This window comes from Cupriavidus sp. a3, assembly GCF_051015765.1.
Taxonomy (GTDB): Bacteria; Pseudomonadota; Gammaproteobacteria; order Burkholderiales; family Burkholderiaceae; genus Cupriavidus; species Cupriavidus oxalaticus_A.
The window spans coordinates 4218415-4238339 of sequence record NZ_CP170643.1 but is presented as its reverse complement, the minus strand read 5'-3'; the positions used below and the strand labels follow the sequence as shown (position 1 = coordinate 4238339).

Genomic DNA, 19925 nt, shown 5'->3' with positions numbered 1-19925 from the left:
CTACCACGCTACCACGCGCTGTCCGCGCCGCCCGGCCCGCGGGCGCGGTGGCCGGCAAACCGCTCCAGCATGAAATCCACCAGCGCCCGCACCTTGTCGGGCCGGTGGTTGCGCGCCGGGAATACCAGGTAGATGTCCGCCGGCGCCAGCTGCCACTGCGGCAGCACGCGGCGCAGTGCGCCGCTGCGCAGGTGCTCGGCCACGTCCCATTCGGAGCGCACCAGCAGCCCTTGCCCGTCGAGCGCCCACGCCAGCGCCGATTCGCCGTCGTTGGTGCTCATGGTGCCGCGCACCTTGACCGTCTCCTGCTGCGCGCCGTTGCGCAGGTGCCAGGTGCCGAAGGTCTCGTCGGCCTCGCGGATAAAGATGCAGTTGTGCCGTGCCAGCTCGCGTGGATTCGCCGGCTCGCCGGCGGCCTGAAGGTAGGACGGCGCCGCGCACAGCAGGCGCCGGTTGTTGGCTAGCAGCCGCGCGGTGAGCCGCACGTCGGGCAGCTCGCCGAAATGGATCAGCGCGTCCAGGCCCTGTTCGACCAGGTTGAGCGGCCGGTCGCTCAGGTGCAGCTGGACCTCGATCCTGGGAAACGCGCGCGCGAATGCCGACAGCGCCGGCGCGATATGGCGGCGGCCGAAACCCAGCGTCGCCCCGATCTTCAGCAGGCCGTGCGGCGTGCTGCTGCTGCCGGCGATGGCGCGCTCCAGCGCCTCCATTTCCGCCAGGATGCGCGCCCCTTCGACCAGGTAGCTTTCGCCCTCCGGCGTCAGGCCGATGCGCCGCGTGGTCCGGTGCAGCAGCCGCACGCCCAGCCGCGCTTCCAGCGCGGCCAGCCGCTTGCTGACCGCGGGCGGCGTCACGCCCAGTTCCTGCGCCGCGGCGGCCAGGCTGCCGTGCTTGTTGATGCACTGGAAGAAGGCGAGATCGGAGAAGTTATCCATTGCTGAATTACAGGAACTAAAGAAGTAACGGCGTCTGAATTATGTTTCTCCGGGGCAATGATACGATCGTTTCCACAACAATTCATCCCACAGGAGACGCCCGTGAAACTTGTCCACCTGACCGCCTTGCTGGCCTGTGCCGCGGTTTTCGCCGCCACCGCCGGCACTGCCGCTGCCCAGTCCTACCCCCAGCGCCCGGTCCGCCTGATCGTGCCGTATGCGCCCGGCGGCAGCGCCGACATCGCCGCGCGCCTGGTCGCCGATGCCTGGGCCAGGAGCCTCGGCGGCACCATCGTGGTGGAGAACCGTGCCGGCGCCGGCGGCAACATCGGCGTCGACGCGGTCGCCAAGGCGCCCGCCGATGGCTACACCGTCGGCCTGCAGACGGTGTCGCTGGCCATCAACCCCGGCCTGTTCCCGCGCATGCCGTATGACACGCTGAAGGACCTCGCGCCGATCGGCATGGTCGCCAGCTCGCAGCACGTGCTGGTGGTCAACAACAACATCCCGGCCAAGACGCTGCCGGAGCTGATCACCGCGGCCAAGGCCCAGCCGGGCAAGCTGACCTACGGCTCGGCCGGCAATGGCAGCACCTTCCATATGTCGGCGGAGCTGTTCAAGTCGGTGGCCAACGTGTCGATCGTGCACGTGCCGTATCGCGGCGGCGGCCCGGCGCTGGTCGACACCATTGCCGGCCAGGTCGACATGAGCTTTCCGGTGGTGTCCGCGGCCCAGCAGCATGTGCAGGGCGGCAAGCTCAAGGCGCTGGCCGTGACCGGTTCGAAGCGCTCGGCCCAGCTGCCGAACGTGCCGACCGCGGCGGAGGCCAGCTTGCCCGGCTACAACTTCGAGACCTGGTTCATGGTGTTCGCGCCCACTGGCACGCCCAAGCCGGTCATCGACAAGCTGAACACCGCGCTGAATGCCGCGCTCGCGACGCCGGCCACACGCGACCGGATGCTCAAGGAAGGCTTCGAGCCGACGCCGGGCACGCCCGCGGCCGCCCGGCAGCGGCTGGAGCAAGAAATGCCGGTGTGGGCCGACCTGATCAAGCAGCGCGGTATCACCGCGGAATGACCGCGGAATGACCGTCAAACCGTTACCAAGGCTTGTGCCATGACACCCCGCACCCTGTACCAGAAGCTGGTCGACTCCCATACCGTCGCCAGGATCGACGACGACAACGTGCTGTTGTATTGCGACCTGCACCTGATGAACGAATACACCAGCCCGCAGGCCTTCGCCGGCCTGCACGAGCAGGGGCGTGGCGTGCTGGTGCCGGGGCAGAACGTGGCGGTGGTCAGCCATATCATCCCCACGCACCCCGGCGCGATCCGCGTGATCGCCGATCCGGCGTCGGCGCTGCAGGCCACCAACCTGCACGCCAACTGCGAGCGGCACGCGATCCCGCTGTTCGACACCAACGACGCGCTGCAGGGCATCGAGCACGTGGTGGCGCCCGAGCACGGCATGATCCGCCCGGGCATGGTGGTGATCTGCGGCGACAGCCACACCACCACCTACGGTGCGCTCGGCGCGCTGGGCTTCGGCATCGGCACGTCCGAGGTCGAGCACGTGCTGGCCACGCAGACGCTGGTCTACCGGATGGCAAAAACCATGCGCATCCGCGTGGACGGCAAGCTGCCGGTCGGGACCACCGCCAAAGACCTGATCCTGCGCATCATCGGGGCGATCGGCGCACAGGGTGCGCGCGGCCACGTGGTGGAATACTGCGGCTCGGCCATCCGCGACCTGAGCATCGAAGCCCGCTTCACGCTGTGCAACATGACGGTCGAGGCCGCCGCGCGCGGCGCGCTGATCGCGCCGGACGAGGCCGCCATCGACTACGTGCTGCGCCGCGCCCCTGACATCGACGGCGCCCGGCGCGAGGCCGCGCTGGAGCACTGGCAGACGCTTCACAGCGATGCCGGCGCGCGGTTCGACATGGAATACATGTTCGACGCCAGCCAGGTCGAGCCGCACGTGACCTGGGGCACCAGCCCCGACCAGGTGCTGCCGGTGTCGGGCCAGGTCCCGTTCCCGGAAGACCAGATCGACGAAGCGGAGCAGCGCTCGGTCCAGCGCGCGCTGGCCTATACGCACCTGCAGCCGGGCGCGACGCTGGCTGGCACGCCGATCCAGCACGTCTTCATCGGCTCATGCACCAACGGCCGCATCGAAGACCTGCGCGCGGTCGCCAGCGTGGTGCGCGGCAAGACCGTCGCCGCGGGCGTGCGTGCGATGGTCGTGCCGGGATCGGGCGCGGTGAAGGCACAGGCCGAGCGCGAAGGGCTGGCCGACATCCTCATCGCGGCGGGATTCGAATGGCGCCAGCCCGGCTGCTCGATGTGCCTGGCCATGAACGACGATGTGCTCGCCGACGGCGTGCGCTGCGCCTCCACCACCAACCGCAATTTCGAAGGCCGGCAGGGGCGGGGTGCCATCACCCACCTGATGAGCCCGGTAATGGCGGCCGCGGCCGCCATTACCGGCGCGATCACCGACATCCGCAAGCTGGAGCTGTCCCATGCCTGAACTTTCCTGCCTCGCCGGCAAAGCCGCCGCGATCCGTTTCGAGAACCTCGACACCGACCAGATCATTCCCAAGCAGTTCCTGCGCGGCATCGACAAGTCGGGCCTGGCCGATGGCATTCTCTATGACCACCGGTTCGACGCCACCGGCGCGCGGCGCCCGGAATTCGTGCTGAACCGGCCCGAGTACGCCGGCACCAGCATCCTGGCCGGCGGCGCCAACTTCGGCTGCGGCTCCAGCCGCGAGCATGCCGTATGGGGCCTGCAGCAGTTCGGCATCCGCGCGGTGATCGCACCCAGCTTCGGCGAGATCTTCTACTCGAACGCGATGAACAACCGGCTGCTGCTGGTGATGCTGCCGCGCGAGGTGATCGAGCGGCTGATGGACGCGGTCGATGCCGACAGCGCCAATGAGATCCGCATCGACGTCGAAGCGATGCAGGTGCGCACGCCGGTCGGCGACTTCCCGTTCGAGCTGTCGGCGCGGCATCGCCGCATGTTCCTGGAGGGGCTCGACATGATCGGCCTGTCGCTGAAGCAGCGCGACGAGATCGAACAGTTTGCGCGCCGCTACTGGGATGCATTCCCGTGGATGAAGGATGTGGCCCGGCGCACCCGCGACCGGCTGGGCACGACCTGAGCCTTCCGCTGCCGCGCCGCCTTGCTGGCGCGCAGTTGCATTTAGCCGTCGATGCCCTGCCGCAAAGGCTGGAGGAGTTCGACATCGACATCGACAGCGCTCGATGCGAATTCCATGCATCCGCGGCCGCGCGTGGCTATGCTTGGCATATCTCCGCCACCTTCGGGCAGGCATGCAGCCCCGGACAAATGCCATGACGACGAACGACGACAGCGCTGGCCCGGCGCCGGCCGAGGCGGCCCGGACCGCCGGCGCGCGCCTGCTGGCCGCGATGAGCCACGAGATCCGCACGCCTCTGTACGGCATGCTCGGCACGCTGGAACTGCTGTCGATGAGCGAGCTGGACGCAGGGCAGCGCCAGCAGGTGGCGACCATTACCGAGTCGTCGCGGGTGTTGCTGCAGATGCTCGACGACCTGCTCGACTTCTCGCGCATCGAAGCCGGCCAGATCAGGCTGGACGCGGTGCCGTTCGATCCGGTGGCGCTGGCCGAAACCGTGGCGCGCGCGCAGGAGCCGTTGGCCATGCACAAGGGCGTGGCCCTGGACTGCGACCTGCAGCCGGGCCTGCCGTGGCTGCTGGGCGATCCGCTGCGCGTGCGGCAGGTACTGGCCAACCTGTTGCGCAATGCAATCAAGTTCACCGCGCAAGGGCGCGTCACGCTGCGCATGTGGCAGGAACCGCAGCCCTCCGCGGACCAGGTCACGCTGATGCTGGAAGTGGCCGACACCGGCCCCGGCATCGATGGCGCGCTGCTGCCGCACCTGTTCGAGCCCTTCACGCAGGGCGATGCCACGCGCGCGGCCGAACCCGGCGGCGCCGGGCTCGGGCTGACCGTCTGCAGGAAACTGGCCCGGCTGATGGGCGGCGACATCACCGCCGACAGCTCGCCGGGCCAGGGCAGCCGCTTTACCGTTGCGCTGCAGCTGCCCGTCACCGCCTCACGGCCGGCGCCCGCCGCCGCCGGTGCCGATGCGGCGCCAGCGATGCCGGCGCTGCCGCAGCTCGGGCTGCGCGTGCTGGTCGTGGAGGATCATCCGCACAACCGGCTATTGCTGCGTGGCCAGCTGGAGCGGCTCGGCTGCGCGGTGCAACTGGCGAGCGACGGCGCGCAGGGGCTGGCGGCGTGCACGGCAGGGGCCTTCGACGTCGTGCTGACCGATGTGCAGATGCCGGTCATGGATGGCTACGCGCTCAGCCGCCGGCTGCGCGCGGCGGGCAACCCGGTGCGCATCGTCGCGCTGACCGCCAACGCCGGCGCTGGCGAAGCCGGTCGCTGCCACGACGCCGGCATGGACCGCTGCCTCGTCAAGCCGGTGTTGCTGCAGGAGCTGGCGGCGTGCCTGCAGGAGCTGATGCCGGGGCGCGCTCAGGCGTCGCCGCGCATTAGCGGCGACGCCGATGCCGCGCTGCTGGCGCGGAGCGTGCAGGCCGATTTCGATGCCTTGCTTGCCGCTGCCGCCAGCGGCGACCTGGGCGCGGTACAGGCGCACGCGCATCGCATGCGCGGTGCGCTCGCGCAGATCGATGCCGCGCGCGACGCGGCGGAGCTGTGCCGCGAACTGGAGGCCGGCGCCGCGTGGGCAGTGCAGGCGACGCAGGACCGCATCGGCGAACTCGGCCTGATCCTGGATGCCTGCCTGCCCGGCTACCGCCATTCACGCTTGTCGTCATGATCCGGACCGGATCGCGGACGACCGCCCGGTCATCGTCATCGGGATCCTGCGCGGGATCCTGCGTGCGCTCGCGGTGATCTACCTGTAGCCCCGCCTCACGCAAGGGCGCCGGGCGCCAGCAAGGCTTCGTCCCGCTCCCACGCGACGCAGTTGCGGCCGCGGTTCTTGGCCGCGTAGAGCACGTGGTCGGCGCGCATCAGCAGCGTATCCAGGTCTTCGCCGGGCCGCAGCGTCGCCACGCCGAAGCTGGCGGTCACGCGGTGCACGCCGGGCAGCACTGTCATCGGCGTGTGTTCGAGCGTATGGCGCAGGCGCTCGGCCAGTTGCAGCGCGGCGTCGGGCGCGGTATCGGGCAGCAGCACGACGAACTCTTCGCCGCCCAGCCGCGCCGCGATATCGCGCCGGCGGATGCCGCCGGCAATGATCTGGCCGAACTGCGCCAGCACCGCGTCGCCGGCGCTGTGGCCGTAGTTGTCGTTGATGAACTTGAAGAAGTCGAGGTCGCACACCAGCAGGCTGAGCGGCTGCCCCGGCGGCGGCGGGATCTGCTGCATGGCGAGCGCGGCCAGGCCGCGGCGGGTATGCAGCAGCGTCAGCGGGTCGGTGTCGCGCTCGTGCCGCAGGCCGACGATGATGTCCTGCACCGCCGCGGCCAGCAACGCCAGGGCCAGTGCCATCAGCAGCAGCGCCAGCGTGGCCTGCAGCCACAGCCAGTAGGCAGATTGGATAAAGGCCACCGGATCGTGCGATGCGGCCGGCACCACGGTCAGCACGGTGCGCGGCAGGAAGTGCAGCGCGAACAGCAGGTAGAACCAGAACAGCACGCGGTCCGCCAGCCGCCCGCTGCGCAGCCGCGCCAGTGCCGGCATGCCCAGCAGCAGGATCATGGCGATGCCGACGTTCAGGATGTAGATGCGCGCCACCAGCCGCGGCTGCACCAGGTCGAACCACGCGATCGCGCCGAGCAGCGCGAGCGGCAATGCCACCTGCGCGCAGGTATCGACCCGCGCACCGACGCGCGCCAGCATGCCGCGCAGCAGCAGCACGCCGCTGCCCAGGTACAGCAGGCCGGTCACCGTGGCCTGCCCGCCGCCGGGGTGCGGCGGCCAGACGATCTGCAGGGTGATGGCGATCGCGTACATGCAATACGCGGCAGCCGGCAGCAGCAGGTAGTGCCGGCTGCGCTCATAGCGCCAGGCCAGCACGAAGCACAGCGAGAATGCGATGGCGGGATTGACCAGTGCCAGGAATCGACCAGCGTCTTGCAACACGAGAGTCCCCCGTTCTTGTCGTTCTCTGGCAGGGGTGGTTGCAAGCTCCGGCGAGGGTGCGCATGCGTCGCGGCATCGCGCGGCCGAAGGGCATGGCCAGGGAACATTATGGAGGGCATGGGCGCCCGGGCAGGCGCGGCGCTTGCCGCGGCCTGCTGAGTGTTTCCGTCAGGCCTCATTCTAGCCACCACCATGGCCCGCGGCGCATGGCGCCCGCCGCGGCCGGGCAAACAATTGTGAACACCGCGGACGTGGCTGCCGGGCCACGGTTGCCACGGTTTCCCGCTTTTGTGACTAATCTGGTAGAAGCTGTCCGGATCCTCCGGCAGTTCGGTTTTCCGTACGCAAGGAGATCACGATGAATACCAAGAAAGCGATGCCGGCCCTGTTGCTGGCGGCAAGCGTGCTGGCGGCGCCGTTTGCCATGGCGCAGGGTGGTGGCAAGACTTCTACCCGGCCGATGACGGAACCCGCGGCGTCTGCGCCGCCGCCAGCTCCGCAAAGCTCGCCGTATGTGCAGGTGCAGCAATGGAAGAAGGGCGACCGCCTGCCGACCGAGTTCAGGGACCGCCAATATGTGATCGACGACTACAAGCAATACAACCTGCCGGCGCCGCGCAAGGGCACGCGCTGGGTGGGGGTTGGCGCCGAGTATTACCTGGTGGCGCCCAATGGCGTGATCCAGCAGGTCGGGTCGGGCTCCTGACCGGACTGGGCCAGGGCCCTCGCCCTGGGCCATGCAGCAATGAGAAAGCCGCCGCGCGGGATTGCCCGGCGGCTCTTTTTTTTCTAGTGCGGCGCCCCGCTTCAGATGCCAAGTATCTTCTTGGCCTCGAGCAGCGACTTCATCGCTTCGTCATGCTTGCCGGCCTTGTGATAGGCCGCGCCGTCGGCACGCAGCTTGGCCACCTTGGCGGTATCTTCCGGCGACAGCGCCGGCTTGGTCGAGAGCTTGGCGTCGATCGCCTTCATCTCGTTGGGGCAGTTGTGGGCGAGTGCCAGGCCGCTGGCGCCGCACAGCACCAGCGCCGCCAGGATCGGGATGGATTTACGCATGTCGGCCTCCGCTTGCATTGGGATTGTGGGAATTCCAGCATAGTGCATGGCCCGCATGGCCACGAATCCTGTGGCTTGCCGGGTTCTGCATGACATCTTGCGGCGTTCCGCGGCTGTTTTCCCGCGAGCCTTCCGATGTTATGTTGGAGGGCGTCTTTTTTGCCCGCCATAAGCCGGACGCCCCAGCCACTCGACCGGTTGCGCATGGAAAACTCTGCCGAGAATTTTTTGCTGGCCCTGCTGTGCGCCGCGGTGCTGACCGTGGCCGTGGTGGGGATCCACTACGAGGCGCTGCGCGTGCTGTCGTCGCTGCATCCGCGGCGCTGGAGCGGGCGCGTCAACATTGGCGTGCTGATCGTCTGCATCATCCTCGTCCACTGCCTGGAGGCGATGGTGTTCGCGTTCGGCTTCTGGTTTGCCGACAATGTGCTCGGCCTCGGCTGGCTGGCCGGATCGACCGCGCCCGGCATGCCCACCCGCCACGGCGAGCCCTCACTGCTGGTCTATGCCTACTTTGCGCTGGAGACCTTCACCACGCAGAGCCTGGGCGACCTCTACCCGGTCGGCGCGACCCGGCTGATCGCGACCATCGAGCCGCTGGTGGGCCTGATCCTGATCGGCTGGTCCGCGTCTTTCACCTACGTGGTGATGCGGCGCGACTGGCAACTCGACGACGAGGGCGGGCACCGCGGGCGCTAGCGCAACGGCTGCCGCGGCCGGCAACAAATGCCGGAAGTGCCGCAGATGCCGCTAGTGCCAGACAGGGCGCGAACGTTTAAGCTGGCGACTTCTGCAAATCAACGAGCCATACATCCGAGGAGCCACCATGCCGAGCCGCCAGCGCCCCCTGATCCGCCTAGCCGCACTTGCCACCCTTGTCGTGGCCTGCAGCGCCCAGGCGCAGAAGCAGGACGTCCAGGGCGCCGCCGCCGCTGCCATCAACGAGGCAGTCCAGCAGGGCACCACGCCCTACCGCCCCGACCCGGACGCGACGCCGGCCAGCATCGAGTCGGCGGAATGCCGTGAGCTCGCCGCCCAGATCGCCACCGCGCCCAAGCGCGAGTACCGCACCACCGACTCGACCATCGAGACCGCGCAAGGGCGGCAGGTGCCCGAGCTGGAACGCGAGCGCCCGCGCAAGTCGCTGCAGCAGGCGTACCAGGAGAAGTGCACCCGGTAAGCCGGTTCCACGGCGGACGGGCGCGCCAGGCGCGGCGTCCGCCCCACGTCGCCACCCACCTCCCGGCGCGGTCCCGCGCCCGACTCCCTGCCTCCTTGCTCGTTCCCATGCTGCGCCGGCTGCACAAGCGTCGGGCGTCGATGCCCCACGTTTGCGCCCATCCGCCCGCGGCGCCAACGGTCGTTTCACCGCGCCGGTGAAAAATACATATGTTTCATGGTTATCCATGATGGAACAGTTGTTGCTGATTGCCTAGCATTGGCGATGCGATGGCGCGTCGCTGACCGCTACCCCGACAACCAAGCTATTCACGCATCCAAGGAGAGCCTGTATGAAAGCAGCAGAAGTCACGCGTCCGTGCGGCGGTTCACCGACCCCGCGCCGGTCCGCGGTTGCATCGGCCGCAGCGGCGGCGCTGGTGCTCTGCAGCGGCCCGGCCGGCACGGCGCATGCCGCCGGTGTCGCCGCCGGTGTCGCCAATTCCGCCGCCAGCCCGACCCTCGGCAAGATCAAGTCGTCAGGCACGATCTCCATCGGCCATCGCACCTCGTCGATCCCGTTCTCGTACTACGACGCCAACCAGAAGGTCATCGGCTTCTCGCAGGACATCTGCGACCGGGTGATCGATGCGGTGAAGCGCGAGACCGGCCTGCCGGCGCTGCAGGTGCGCATGGTGCCGGTGACTTCGCAGAACCGGATCTCGCTGGTGCAGAACGGCACCGTCGACCTGGAATGCGGCGTCACCACCAACCTGAAGTCGCGCCAGCAGCAGGTGGCGTTCTCGACCACGTTCTTCGTCGCCGGCACGCGGCTGCTGGTGAAGAAAGGCAGCCCGGTGCGCGACTTCGGCGACCTCTCGGGCAAGGCGGTGGTGACCAATGCCGGCACCACCTCGGAGCGCATCCTGCGCCGGCTCAACGACGAGAAGCAGGCCAACATCACCATCCAGAGCGCCAAGGACTATGGCGAGTCGTTCCTGATCCTGCAGTCAGGGCGCGTGGCCGCGTTCATGATGGACGACGTGCTGCTGTCGGGAGCGCGCACGCTGGCGCCCAACCCCGCCGACTGGACCGTGGTGGGCACGCCGCAGTCGTTCGAGGCCTATGCGTTCATGCTGCGCAAGGACGATCCTGGCTTCAAGCAGGTGGTCGACGGCGCCATCGGCGGGCTGATCCGCAGCGGCGAGATCAACAAGCTCTACAGCAAGTGGTTTGCCGCGCCGGTGCCGCCCAAGCAGGTCAATTTCGAGCTGCAGATGAGCGAGCCTTTGAAGAAGGCCTACGCCAGCCCCAGCGACGAGGCCTTCGAATAATCGTCCTCAGCCGCGGCCGGCGGGCACGTAGGCCCCGGCGCGGTGCAGCTCGCCCTCGGCCTGCTCGAGCGCGCGGATCGCGCCCTTGCCCTTGCGCGCCAGCAACTGCTCGACCAGCGCCTCGACCATGGCCACGCCGGCCGTGATCGAGGGGAAGAACGACGGGCTCTCGACCGAGAACAGCAGCGTGCAGTCCGCCGCCAGCGCGATCGGCGCCACGGTGCTGTCGGTCAGCGCGATCACCTTGCAGCCGCACTCGCGCGCGGCCGCCGCCACGCGGATGCTTTCCTGCGAATACGGGGCGAAGCTGGCCACCACCACGGCGTCCTTGGGCGCCAGGCCGCGCAGCTCCATTTCCAGCGTGCCGGCATCGGCGCGGATCAGCTGCACCGAGCTGCGGAACAGCCGGTAGACATAGTGGAAGGTGAACGCGATCGGGAAGCACGAGCGGAAGCCCGCCACGTGCACGTTCTGCGCTTGCGACAACAGTTCCGCCGCCTGCTGCAGCGTCTTGTCGTTGTTGGCGGCGATCAGGTCGAGGTTATGGTGCTGCGCGTCGAGCATCTCGCCCAGCATGCGGCTGGCGCTGCTTTCGCGCACCACCTTGCGCGCGCGGCGCGCATAGGGCTGGCTACCGCCGCGCAGCGCATCGACAAAGAGTTCGCGCAGGCCCTGCCAGCCCTCGAAGCCGAGGTGCTGCGACAGCCGCACCAGCGTGGCGGGCTGCACGCCGGCGCTGGCGGCGATCTTGCGCATCGACAGCACCGGCACGTCCTGCGGGTGGTCGAGCAGGTAGCGCGCGCCGCTCTGGAACTGCGTGCTCAGGCTCGGGAAGCTGGCGCGCAGCAACGCCAGCAGCGCGTCGAGGTCGTGGGGCGGCGCCGGCGTGGGACCGGCCTGGGAAGGCTGCGGCGGATGGGTGGGGCTGTCGGACGGCATGGGCACTCCGGGTTCGTGGTTGTAACGATTGTTGCACAGCCGCGCACCGGAGCGCCGGGCGGCGGCGCTTGCAGACGACGCGCTGCCACGTCGTCACGCCGTCACATCGTTACTTCGAAAGCCGGTTAACGTCCGGACACCGCCAAAGCTGTACCCGGGGTTTTTGGCAAGCCCCCCGATTGTCGGATTGCCGCAACGCTGGCGCACTGTCATCAGAATTTCCTTACCCACTTGAATGGCGGTGACTTACACTCCGCGCCATAACCTCCGGAAATCGGTCAACCGGAACATAATTGGTACGGAGCGCGAGCATGGGACATAGAAGCCCTGCAGTGCGACACGGCGGCATGGTCACGCCGCCGTTTCGGGTCAAGGGTCAAATCGGGGCAGGAACAGACGCGGCGGGCGCCATGCCGGGCCGCGGCGCGCGCGCGCGCGGCTTCACGCTGGTCGAGCTGATGATCGCCGTCGCGATCATCGCCATCCTGGCCGCCGTCGCCATCCCCAACTACAGCCGCCATGTGGTGCGATCGCACCGCGCCGCGATCGAGTCGTTCATGCTCGAAGTCTCCGGCGCGCAGGAGCGGTTTCTCGTCGACAACCGCGCCTATGCCGCCAATCTCGGCGCGCTAGGCATGTCGGTGCCGTCCGCGCAGAGCACGCGCTACGACGTCACCGTGACTCCCAATGCCGCGCTGCCGCCGGGCTACAGCATCGTGGCCACGCCCAAGGGCAGCCAGCTGAGCGCCGATACCGGCTGCGGCACGCTGACGCTGACCAGCGCCGGCGCCAGGTCGGCGTCCGGTGGCGGCACCGATTGCTGGAACTGACCATGGCAGCCACCTACCGGCTTCGCCTGTGCCGCCCGCAGCCGCGGGCGCTGCGCGGCTTCACCCTGGTCGAACTGATGTGCACGCTGGCCGTGCTGGCGATCCTCGCGTTCGCCGCCGCGCCGTCGTTTGCGTCGCTGATGGCGGGGCAGCGCGTGCGCAGCGCCTCGCTCGACCTGAGCTCGGCGCTGCTGCTGGCGCGCAGCGAGGCGGTCAAGCGCAACGCCACCGTGACGCTGGCGCCCACCGGTGCGGCCTGGACCGCGGGCTGGGCCGTCAGCGCCGGCGCGGAGACAGTGCGCACCTTCGGGCCCTACGCCAGCCTCACCATCACCCCCAGCGCCGCCGGGGCGTTGTCGGTCGGCAACGACGGCCGGCTTGCCGGCGCGGCAATGCGCTTCGAGATCGCTCCCGCCAATGACACGACGGTCGCGCTGCGCGTGTGCGTGCAGGTCAGCGAGACCGGCCGCGTTGCCTCTGAAACGGGAGCCTGCACATGACCCGCATCCTTCCCCACGCCGGCCGCCGCCACGGGCAACGGCCGGCGCGCCTGCCGCGACGCACCGCGCAGCGTGGCCTGCTGCTGATCGAAGTGCTGGTGGCGGTGGTGATCCTGCTCGCCGCGCTGCTGGGCACGGCGGGACTGGTGGCGCGCTCGGGCCAGAACGAGATGGAGTCCTACCAGCGCGTGCAGGCGCTCGCGCTGCTGCAGGACATGGCCGCCCGCATCAATGCCAACCGCCAGGTGGCGCAGTGCTATGCCAATGGCGCCAACGGCGTGCGGCTGGGCACCGGCACAGCCGCGCCGGCGGCCTGCACGCTGGGAACGGCCGCGCAGAACGCCACCGCCAACGGCGACCTGCAGGCATGGAACACCGCGCTGCTGGGCAGCGCCGAGATGACGGCCGCGGCCAGCGGCGTGGCGGCGCAGCCGGTCGGCGCCATGATCGGCGCGCGCGGCTGCATCGACACCGTCGACGCGGCCGCCAACGTCTACCGCATCACCGTCGCCTGGCAAGGCCTGGCCGCCACCGGCGCCCCCGCGCTCGGCTGCGGCCAGAACCAGTACGGCAACGAAGCCTACCGTCGCGCGGTCAGCACGCAGATCCGCATTGGCTCGCTGGGGACCGTGTCATGAAGCGCCTGCCTCCGCGTATCGCACAAGGCCGCCGGCGCCAGCGCGGCGTGTCGCTGGTGGAGCTGATGATCGGCATCACCATCGGCCTGCTGATGCTGACTGCGCTGGCCAGTCTCTATTACGCCAACAGCTTGTCGCGCACCGAGTTCGTCAAGTCGGCCGAGCAGGTGGAGAACGGCCGCTATGCGCTGGAGCAGATCCGGCGCGAGGTGGAACTGGCGGGGTTCTACGGGGCAGGCAGCATTGCGCGGGGCGCCACGGTGGCCGGTCCCGCGCTGTGCGCGACAGACCCGGCAGCGCTCGGCTTCGCGGCAGGAGGCACCGTCCCACTGCCTCTGGCAGGCTATGCGGCCGGCGTGGTTGCGCCCTGCCTGGCCGACCTTGCCGCCACTTCCGAGGTGCTGGTGGTGCGGCGCGTGTCGACCACGCCGGTCGCGGCCCCGACGCCGGGCGTGCCTTACCTGCAGGTATCGGCCTGCCCGAACGACACCACTGCCTTTGTCTTCGATGCCAGCGCGGCGGCCGCTTTCCCGTTGCGCACCAAGGCTTGCGATGCGGCGGTACCGGCAGTGCTGCGCGAAGCGGTGGTGCGCGCGTTCTATCTCGCGCCGTGCGACCGCTGCACCAACGGCGGCGACGGCATCCCCACGCTGAAGATGGCCGAGCTGGTCAACGGCGCGTTCCAGACGCGTTCGCTGGCGCAGGGCATCCAGGACATGCATGTGGCCTACGGCATGGACCTGGACAGCAACGGCTCCGCCGACTGCTACGTGGACGATCCCGGCGCCAACAATGCCGCCGCCTGCCCAATCGTGCCGGGCTACGACTGGACCAATGCGCTAACCAACTGGAGCAACGTGACCACCGTGCGCGTAAACCTGCTGGCGCGCACGCTGCGCACCTCTGGCGGCACGGTAGACACGCGCACCTACGACCTGGGGCGCGCCGCCGCCAGCGGTCCGTTCAATGACGGCTACAAGCGCCACGTCTACGCCCAGGTGGCGCGGCTGGTCAACGTGGCCGGACTGCGCGAGCAATGATGCGATACCGCGAAGGGCAAGCAATGACGAAGTTATCCGGCCGGCCACTGCGCCGCAGGCAGACGGGCGTCACGCTGGTCGTGACGCTGGTGTTCATGGTGCTGTTCCTGCTGATCGCCGTGGCGCTGGTCAATTCGGGCCTGGTCAACGTCAAGGTCGCGGCCAACCAGCAGCACACCGCCGAAGCGCGCGACGTCGCGCAGCAGTCGATCGAGCAGGTGATCTCCGACGACTTCACCAAGGCGCCGGCGGCCATCAGCGTGCCGGTGGATGTCAGTGGAGATGGCAAGGCCGATTACGTGGCCCAGGTGGCGAAGCCGGAATGCATGGCAAGCAATCCCATCAAGAACGTCGAGCTCGACCTGAAGGATCCCGACGATGTGTCGTGCATGATCGGCAGCGGCGTGCAGAACACCGGCATCGTCACGGCCGGCAACAACGCGGGCAATTCGCTGTGCAACGCCACCCAGTGGGACGTAGCCGCCACGGTCGATGACAGCGCCGGCACCGGCGCCGTGGCAACGGTCCATCAGGGCGTGGCGGTGCGCATGCCGACCGGCTCGGCCTGCCCCTGACCGCACCGGCGTTGCCACCTATTCACCATTGATCGCACAGGAACCCGGATGACGAGCCCAGCCCGCCGGAATCGGCGCCTTGCCGCCTTCGCCGCAGCCCTGCTTGCCCTGGCCGGATGGCAGGGCGCGCATGCCGAAGACATCGACCTGTTCACCGGCCTGCAGAGCAATGCCGGTACCAAGCCCAATGTGCTGTTGCTGCTGGACAATGCGTCCACGTGGAATGCGGCCACGACCATCCGTGGCTGCGATGTCGATGTCGTCAGCGCCAACAACGCCGGCACCGACGTCGGCGCGATCCAGTGCGCACTGTACCGCGCGGTGAACACGCTCGCGACCAACCCGCAGCTGGCCGGCAACATCAACATGGGCTTGATGATGTTCGGCACGGGCACCAACCCCGGCGGCAAATTCCGCTATCCGTCGGCGGCGCCATACACATTGCCGCTGATGGACGCCACCAATGGCGCGCAATTCCTTGAGTACATCAAGAGCATCGACCGCCAGACCGACAACTCAAACAATTCCCAGGTGGGTGGGGGCATGCAGGAAGCCTGGGCATTCTTCGGCGGCAGGAAGGGCTTGTCAGGTACGCAGTACACGTCGCCGATCACCAACCCGTGCCAGAAGAACTTCGTTATCTACATCGCCAACGCGGTCAACAACGGCAAGCCGCAGGACACCGGCACCGAGCCCAAGGACGCGCTTGCCGCGGCGGGGGCCAGCGCCAAGCAGATGACCCAGCTCAAGCTCGACACGGCGGCCAACAAGTACGAAAGCAACTGGGGAGACGAGTGGGCGCGGTTCATGTACGAAACCGACGTGAACGGCAATCTCGACAATAACCAGAACATCATCACCTATACGATCGCCATCACGGACGGCAGGAACCCCGACTATGTCGAGTCGACCCGCAGCATGGCCGACAATGCCGGCGGCAAGCGCTATGTGGTTGACCTGGGCGACGTGGACGCGCTGGTGAAGGCGCTGCTGCAGATCTTCAACGAGATGCAGGCCGTCAACAACGTGTTCTCCTCGGTGAGCCTGCCGGTCAGCGTGAACGGGCAGGGTTCGTACCTGAACCAGATCTACATCGGCATGTTCCGGCCCGACGCCACCGCAGCGCCGCGCTGGATGGGCAACCTGAAGCAGTACAAGCTTGGCTACGACAACAAGAACCAGATCGTGGTGCTGGACGCCAACCCCAGCGGCCCCAACCAGCAGAGTGCGATCAGCAATGCCGGCACGGGTTTCATCTCGCCCAGCGCCAAGAGTTTCTGGACCGCCGAGCCGCCGCTGGGGTTCAGTGGTTCCAGCTATACCGGCAGCCAGGTAAGCGGCTGGCCTGCCAAGGGGTTCTGGGTCAACAGTCCGTCCGGCGCTGCCGGTGCGCTGGACTCTGCCGACGGCGTGGCGGGTGTGGTCGGCGGCGATGGCGAAATCGTCGAGAAAGGTGGCGCCGGCGAAATGCTGCGCGCCCAGTTCACCACCGACCAGAGCGGGCGCAAGCTCTACACCTGCGCGTCGGGGGCATGCAGCGGCAAGAATTTGGCTTCGTTCGATACGTCCAACAGCTGGCTGACCGGCACCAGCGGGCAGGCCGCGCTCAATACCACGGCCGCCGACGTCAACAACCTGATCAATTGGGTGCGCGGCCGCGACGTGCGGGCACTGGGCGAAAGTTCGGTGGCCGGCGCGGAGTTGCAGAAAGGCCCGGGGGGCAGCGTTACCATGCGCGGCTCGGTGCATGGCGATGTACTGCATTCGCGCCCGGTGGTGATCAACTATGGCGGCACGACCGGCGTGGTGGTGTTCTATGGCGCCAACGACGGCGTCTTCCATGCGGTCAATGGCAACCAGACCACCGGCATCGGCGGCATACGTCCGGGCGGGGAGCTGTGGGGCTTCATTGCACCGGAGTTCTATGGCAAGCTCGGCCGTCTCTACACCAATACGCCCGAGGTGCAGCTGAGCGGATCGCCCACCGGTGCGGGCGCGAAGCCGCGCGACTATTTCTTCGATGGCACCACGACGGTGTTCCAGGACCTGCGCGACCCGGCCAAGCCTCGTGTGGTGATCTACCTGACCGCGCGCCGCGGCGGGCGCCTGACCTACGCGCTGGACGTCACCGACCCGATGGCGCCGGAATTCCTGTGGAAGGCCGACAGCACCAGCATCGCGGAACTGGGACAGACCTGGTCGCAGCCGCGCGTGATCCGCGTCAAGGGGTATGCAAACCCGCTCGTGGTGATGGGCGCCGGCTACGATCCCGCCGAGGATGCCGAGCCGTCCCAGGGTGGCGGCAGTTCGGGACAAGGGCGTGGCGTGATCGTGTTCGATGCCTTCACGGGCGATGTGGTGCGCGCATGGCTGGCCGACTGCACCGGTCTTTCCGCCACGGTGTGCACGACGCCTGCCGGCATGAACCGCGCGATCCCGTCCGACGTGGCCGTGGTGGACCGCAACGGTGACGGGCTGGTAGACAAGGGCTATGTCGGCGACGTCGGCGGCAATGTCTGGCGGCTGGACTTCGAGACGGCGGCCGGCACCGGGTCAGATGCCTGGACGCTGCATAAATTCGCATCCCTGGGCGGCGCGCAGGGCACCAACGATGCGCGCAAGTTCATGTATCCGCCGGATGTCATCACCACCGGCAACTACGATGCGGTGATGATCGGCAGCGGCGACCGCGAGCATCCGCTGTACACCACCAGCACTACGCCGGGCCTGGCCTACAACGTCAGCAACCGCTTCTACATGCTGAAGGACACGACGCTCACCGGCGGGCTGCCGTCGACATGGACGCCGCTGACCGAGGCCGACCTGTTCAACGCGACTTCGACCGCATACGCCGACACAAGCGCGGGCAAGGGCTTCTACCTCGTGCTGGGCACCGGCGAGAAGGTGGTCAACGCGCCGCTGACCGTGGCCGGCTACACCTACTTCGGCACCAATCAGCCAAGCGTGCCGAAGTCGGGCGTGTGCTACCCGGACCTGGGCAAGGCGCGCGGCTATGCAATTTCGTTCCTTACCGGCAAAGGCCTGAACGACGACCGCCATGTCGTGTTCAACAACGGTGGCTTGCCGCCGTCGCCGGTGTTCGGGGTGGTTGCCGTCACGGATGCGGCAGGCAACACCAGCAACGTGCCGGTGCTGATCGGCGGCGGCAACCAGACCGGTCCCGGCGGCGGCGACAATACCTCGTCGCTGGGCGCGCAGAAGATCTCGCCGCCGGGGATCGGCAAGCGCAAGCGCACTTACTGGTACTCGCAGACCGACCGCAAGTGACCGGGTGCGGCGGCGGCGCGCTTACCGGGGCGCCGCCGCCATCGGCGTTTCTTCCTCCTGCCACCACCCACCCCCCAACGCCTGCAGCAGCGCCGCCGAATCCGCCAGCCGGTCGGCGCGCGACTGCGCCAGGTCCAGCGAAGCCTGCCGCGCCTCGCGCTCGGCATCGAGCACGGCCAGCTGGCTGACGCCGCCGAGCCGGTACTGTTCCGACACCACCGTCAGCGTGTCGCGCGCCTGGCGCGCATTGTCGGCGCGCTCGCGCAGCGTCGCGGCGTCGGCCTCGAGCGCGCGCAGCGAATCAGCCACGTCCTGCAAGCCCTGCAGCACGGCCTGCCGGTAGGCGGCCAGTGCCTGCTCGTACGCCGCTTCGGCGGCGCGCTTGCGCGCCTGCAGTTCGCCGCCGCGGAACACCGGCTGCACCAGCCCGGCTGCGAGGCTCCACACATTGAGGCTGCTGAACAGGTCGCGCGCGGCGGTGACCTGGCTGCCGCCGCTGGCGCTCAGCGTGACCTGCGGATAGAGGTTGGCGGTGGCCACGCCGATATCGGCGCTGGCCTGGTGCAGCAGCGCTTCGGCCGCGCGGATGTCGGGGCGGCGCCGCGCCAGCGTGGCCGGCAGGCTGACCGGCAGCGTGTCGGGCAGATGCAGCGCGTCCAGCGTGAATGCGGGCAAGGAGGCGGCTGCCGGAGTCTGGCCGGTGTAGACCGCGAGCTGGTGCCGTGTCGCTTCCAGCTGGCGCTGCAGGCCCGGCACCAGCGCCTGCGTCTGCGCCAGTTGTGCGCGCTGGCGCTGCACGTCGACGCGCGCGACGCCGCCGGCGCGCAGGCGTTCCTCGGCGATGCCGAGCTGGCGCCGCTGGGCTTCGGCCAGCGCCACCGTGTCGGCCAGTTGCGCGCGCAGTCCGGCCTCGCGGATCGCCGCGGTGGCGACGTTGGCGGCCAGCGCCAGCCGCGCCGCTTCCAGCTCGTAGCGCTGGTAGTCGACCGCCGCCTGCAGCCCTTCGAGCTCGCGCCGCTGCCCGCCGAACAGGTCGAGTACATAGGACACCTGCACCGTAGCGCCATACAGCGTAAATGGTCCCGGGCTGGGGATCGTCGAAATGCCCATCGACTGGAAATTGACCTGCTGCCGCGTGGTATTGAGCTGCGCGTCAACCGCGGGCCAGCGCGTGGCGCCAGTGCGCGCGGCAAGGTTTTCCTGCGCCTCGCGCAGCCGCGCGCGCGCCTGGGCCAGCGTGGGGCTGGCGTCGAGCGCCATGCGGATGGTGGCGTCCAGCTCGGCGCTATGGAACAGCGTCCACCATTGCGCCGGCACGTCGGCGCCTGCGGCCAGTGTCTGCGCGTGCGATTGCGGATGGCGATCGCCGCTGTCGGCCGCGACGGTGGCAACCGGTTGCGGGCCCGGCACGTAGCCGGCATCATCGGTCGGCGCGGGGCGGCGGAAATCGGGGCCGACGGCACAGCCGGCCAGCAGCGCGGCAGCGGCCATCAAAGGAAGAAATCGGGTCATGG

The 19925-nt window shown here is 68.7% G+C and carries 19 protein-coding genes; 14 read left to right on the top strand and 5 right to left on the bottom strand.

Going from position 1 to position 19925, the window contains the following annotated elements; translation table 11 throughout:
* Positions 1–8 precede the first annotated feature (8 nt).
* Positions 9–935: a LysR family transcriptional regulator gene (locus ACAD63_RS20175; protein WP_133093657.1), complete on the bottom strand. Its 927-nt coding sequence runs from the start codon at positions 933–935 to the stop codon at positions 9–11.
* Positions 936–1037: 102 nt separating this feature from the next.
* Between ACAD63_RS20175 and ACAD63_RS20170 the strand changes: the two genes are divergently transcribed.
* The 4 genes from ACAD63_RS20170 to ACAD63_RS20155 all read left to right on the top strand — a co-directional run bounded on the left by ACAD63_RS20170 (position 1038) and on the right by ACAD63_RS20155 (position 5782).
* Positions 1038–2012 carry a tripartite tricarboxylate transporter substrate binding protein gene (locus ACAD63_RS20170; RefSeq protein ID WP_434033203.1) on the top strand — a complete coding sequence of 325 codons (975 nt, stop codon included), beginning with the start codon at positions 1038–1040 and terminating at the stop codon, positions 2010–2012.
* Positions 2013–2051: 39 nt separating this feature from the next.
* The gene (gene leuC, locus ACAD63_RS20165; protein ID WP_434033202.1) at positions 2052–3470 is read left to right on the top strand and encodes a 3-isopropylmalate dehydratase large subunit; all 1419 of its coding nucleotides are present in this window, start codon (positions 2052–2054) and stop codon (positions 3468–3470) included.
* Positions 3463–4107 (top strand): 3-isopropylmalate dehydratase small subunit, encoded by a 645-nt coding sequence (gene leuD, locus ACAD63_RS20160; RefSeq protein ID WP_135704380.1) that lies wholly within the window; start codon positions 3463–3465, stop codon positions 4105–4107. Before leuC ends, leuD begins: the two co-directional genes overlap by 8 nt.
* A gap of 193 nt (positions 4108–4300) precedes the next feature.
* Positions 4301–5782, top strand: a complete 1482-nt coding sequence (locus tag ACAD63_RS20155; RefSeq protein ID WP_434033201.1) for an ATP-binding protein — start codon at positions 4301–4303, stop codon at positions 5780–5782.
* A 95-nt stretch (positions 5783–5877) separates the two neighbouring features.
* Here ACAD63_RS20155 and ACAD63_RS20150 read toward each other — a convergent pair whose 3' ends face one another.
* Complete coding sequence (locus ACAD63_RS20150) at positions 5878–7053, bottom strand: diguanylate cyclase (protein ID WP_434033200.1); 1176 nt, start codon at positions 7051–7053, stop codon at positions 5878–5880.
* A gap of 358 nt (positions 7054–7411) precedes the next feature.
* On the opposite strand from ACAD63_RS20150, the gene ACAD63_RS20145 reads away from it, so the two are divergent.
* Positions 7412–7759, top strand: a complete 348-nt coding sequence (locus ACAD63_RS20145) for an RcnB family protein (protein WP_133093663.1) — start codon at positions 7412–7414, stop codon at positions 7757–7759.
* A 101-nt stretch (positions 7760–7860) separates the two neighbouring features.
* Here ACAD63_RS20145 and ACAD63_RS20140 read toward each other — a convergent pair whose 3' ends face one another.
* A complete protein-coding gene (locus ACAD63_RS20140; protein ID WP_195430533.1) occupies positions 7861–8109 on the bottom strand; it encodes a hypothetical protein in 249 nt (82 codons plus the stop codon).
* Positions 8110–8313: 204 nt separating this feature from the next.
* Between ACAD63_RS20140 and ACAD63_RS20135 the strand changes: the two genes are divergently transcribed.
* From ACAD63_RS20135 to ACAD63_RS20125, 3 genes are all read left to right on the top strand, one after another.
* Entirely contained in the window at positions 8314–8808 is a 495-nt protein-coding gene (locus tag ACAD63_RS20135; protein ID WP_133093664.1) for a two pore domain potassium channel family protein, read from the top strand.
* Between the two features lie 127 nt (positions 8809–8935).
* Entirely contained in the window at positions 8936–9289 is a 354-nt protein-coding gene (locus ACAD63_RS20130; RefSeq protein WP_133093665.1) for a hypothetical protein, read from the top strand.
* Positions 9290–9620: 331 nt separating this feature from the next.
* Entirely contained in the window at positions 9621–10601 is a 981-nt protein-coding gene (locus tag ACAD63_RS20125; protein ID WP_243736815.1) for a transporter substrate-binding domain-containing protein, read from the top strand.
* Between the two features lie 6 nt (positions 10602–10607).
* Here ACAD63_RS20125 and ACAD63_RS20120 read toward each other — a convergent pair whose 3' ends face one another.
* Positions 10608–11540, bottom strand: a complete 933-nt coding sequence (locus ACAD63_RS20120; RefSeq protein ID WP_133093666.1) for a MurR/RpiR family transcriptional regulator — start codon at positions 11538–11540, stop codon at positions 10608–10610.
* Positions 11541–11851: 311 nt separating this feature from the next.
* Between ACAD63_RS20120 and ACAD63_RS20115 the strand changes: the two genes are divergently transcribed.
* The 6 genes from ACAD63_RS20115 to ACAD63_RS20090 are packed head-to-tail and all read left to right on the top strand — an operon-like array spanning position 11852 to position 18411.
* Positions 11852–12370 (top strand): type IV pilin protein, encoded by a 519-nt coding sequence (locus ACAD63_RS20115; RefSeq protein ID WP_135704387.1) that lies wholly within the window; start codon positions 11852–11854, stop codon positions 12368–12370.
* 2 nt (positions 12371–12372) lie between these two features.
* Positions 12373–12870 carry a GspH/FimT family pseudopilin gene (locus ACAD63_RS20110; protein WP_135704388.1) on the top strand — a complete coding sequence of 166 codons (498 nt, stop codon included), beginning with the start codon at positions 12373–12375 and terminating at the stop codon, positions 12868–12870.
* Positions 12867–13508, top strand: a complete 642-nt coding sequence (locus ACAD63_RS20105; protein ID WP_135704390.1) for a type IV pilus modification PilV family protein — start codon at positions 12867–12869, stop codon at positions 13506–13508. The genes ACAD63_RS20110 and ACAD63_RS20105 overlap by 4 nt, the downstream gene beginning before the upstream one ends.
* Positions 13505–14548 (top strand): PilW family protein, encoded by a 1044-nt coding sequence (locus tag ACAD63_RS20100; RefSeq protein WP_195430537.1) that lies wholly within the window; start codon positions 13505–13507, stop codon positions 14546–14548. The genes ACAD63_RS20105 and ACAD63_RS20100 overlap by 4 nt, the downstream gene beginning before the upstream one ends.
* Positions 14549–14571: 23 nt before the next feature.
* Positions 14572–15123 (top strand): pilus assembly PilX family protein, encoded by a 552-nt coding sequence (locus ACAD63_RS20095; RefSeq protein ID WP_135704393.1) that lies wholly within the window; start codon positions 14572–14574, stop codon positions 15121–15123.
* Between the two features lie 48 nt (positions 15124–15171).
* Positions 15172–18411 carry a pilus assembly protein gene (locus ACAD63_RS20090; RefSeq protein ID WP_135704395.1) on the top strand — a complete coding sequence of 1080 codons (3240 nt, stop codon included), beginning with the start codon at positions 15172–15174 and terminating at the stop codon, positions 18409–18411.
* Between the two features lie 21 nt (positions 18412–18432).
* Here ACAD63_RS20090 and ACAD63_RS20085 read toward each other — a convergent pair whose 3' ends face one another.
* On the bottom strand, positions 18433–19923 hold the full coding sequence (locus ACAD63_RS20085; RefSeq protein WP_135704397.1) for an efflux transporter outer membrane subunit: 1491 nt from the start codon (positions 19921–19923) through the stop codon (positions 18433–18435).
* Positions 19924–19925: the final 2 nt, after the last annotated feature.

Excerpts from the sequence above, each read along its gene's own strand:
- ACAD63_RS20175 (WP_133093657.1), bottom strand. The coding sequence starts at position 935 with ATGGATAACTTCTCCGATCTCGCCTTCTTCCAGTGCATCAACAAGCAC.
- leuC (WP_434033202.1), top strand. The coding sequence starts at position 2,052 with ATGACACCCCGCACCCTGTACCAGAAGCTGGTCGACTCCCATACCGTC.
- leuD (WP_135704380.1), top strand. The coding sequence starts at position 3,463 with ATGCCTGAACTTTCCTGCCTCGCCGGCAAAGCCGCCGCGATCCGTTTC.
- ACAD63_RS20155 (WP_434033201.1), top strand. The coding sequence starts at position 4,301 with ATGACGACGAACGACGACAGCGCTGGCCCGGCGCCGGCCGAGGCGGCC.
- ACAD63_RS20145 (WP_133093663.1), top strand. The coding sequence starts at position 7,412 with ATGAATACCAAGAAAGCGATGCCGGCCCTGTTGCTGGCGGCAAGCGTG.
- ACAD63_RS20140 (WP_195430533.1), bottom strand. The coding sequence starts at position 8,109 with ATGCGTAAATCCATCCCGATCCTGGCGGCGCTGGTGCTGTGCGGCGCC.
- ACAD63_RS20135 (WP_133093664.1), top strand. The coding sequence starts at position 8,314 with ATGGAAAACTCTGCCGAGAATTTTTTGCTGGCCCTGCTGTGCGCCGCG.
- ACAD63_RS20130 (WP_133093665.1), top strand. The coding sequence starts at position 8,936 with ATGCCGAGCCGCCAGCGCCCCCTGATCCGCCTAGCCGCACTTGCCACC.
- ACAD63_RS20125 (WP_243736815.1), top strand. The coding sequence starts at position 9,621 with ATGAAAGCAGCAGAAGTCACGCGTCCGTGCGGCGGTTCACCGACCCCG.
- ACAD63_RS20120 (WP_133093666.1), bottom strand. The coding sequence starts at position 11,540 with ATGCCGTCCGACAGCCCCACCCATCCGCCGCAGCCTTCCCAGGCCGGT.
- ACAD63_RS20115 (WP_135704387.1), top strand. The coding sequence starts at position 11,852 with ATGGGACATAGAAGCCCTGCAGTGCGACACGGCGGCATGGTCACGCCG.
- ACAD63_RS20110 (WP_135704388.1), top strand. The coding sequence starts at position 12,373 with ATGGCAGCCACCTACCGGCTTCGCCTGTGCCGCCCGCAGCCGCGGGCG.
- ACAD63_RS20105 (WP_135704390.1), top strand. The coding sequence starts at position 12,867 with ATGACCCGCATCCTTCCCCACGCCGGCCGCCGCCACGGGCAACGGCCG.
- ACAD63_RS20100 (WP_195430537.1), top strand. The coding sequence starts at position 13,505 with ATGAAGCGCCTGCCTCCGCGTATCGCACAAGGCCGCCGGCGCCAGCGC.
- ACAD63_RS20095 (WP_135704393.1), top strand. The coding sequence starts at position 14,572 with ATGACGAAGTTATCCGGCCGGCCACTGCGCCGCAGGCAGACGGGCGTC.
- ACAD63_RS20090 (WP_135704395.1), top strand. The coding sequence starts at position 15,172 with ATGACGAGCCCAGCCCGCCGGAATCGGCGCCTTGCCGCCTTCGCCGCA.
- ACAD63_RS20085 (WP_135704397.1), bottom strand. The coding sequence starts at position 19,923 with ATGACCCGATTTCTTCCTTTGATGGCCGCTGCCGCGCTGCTGGCCGGC.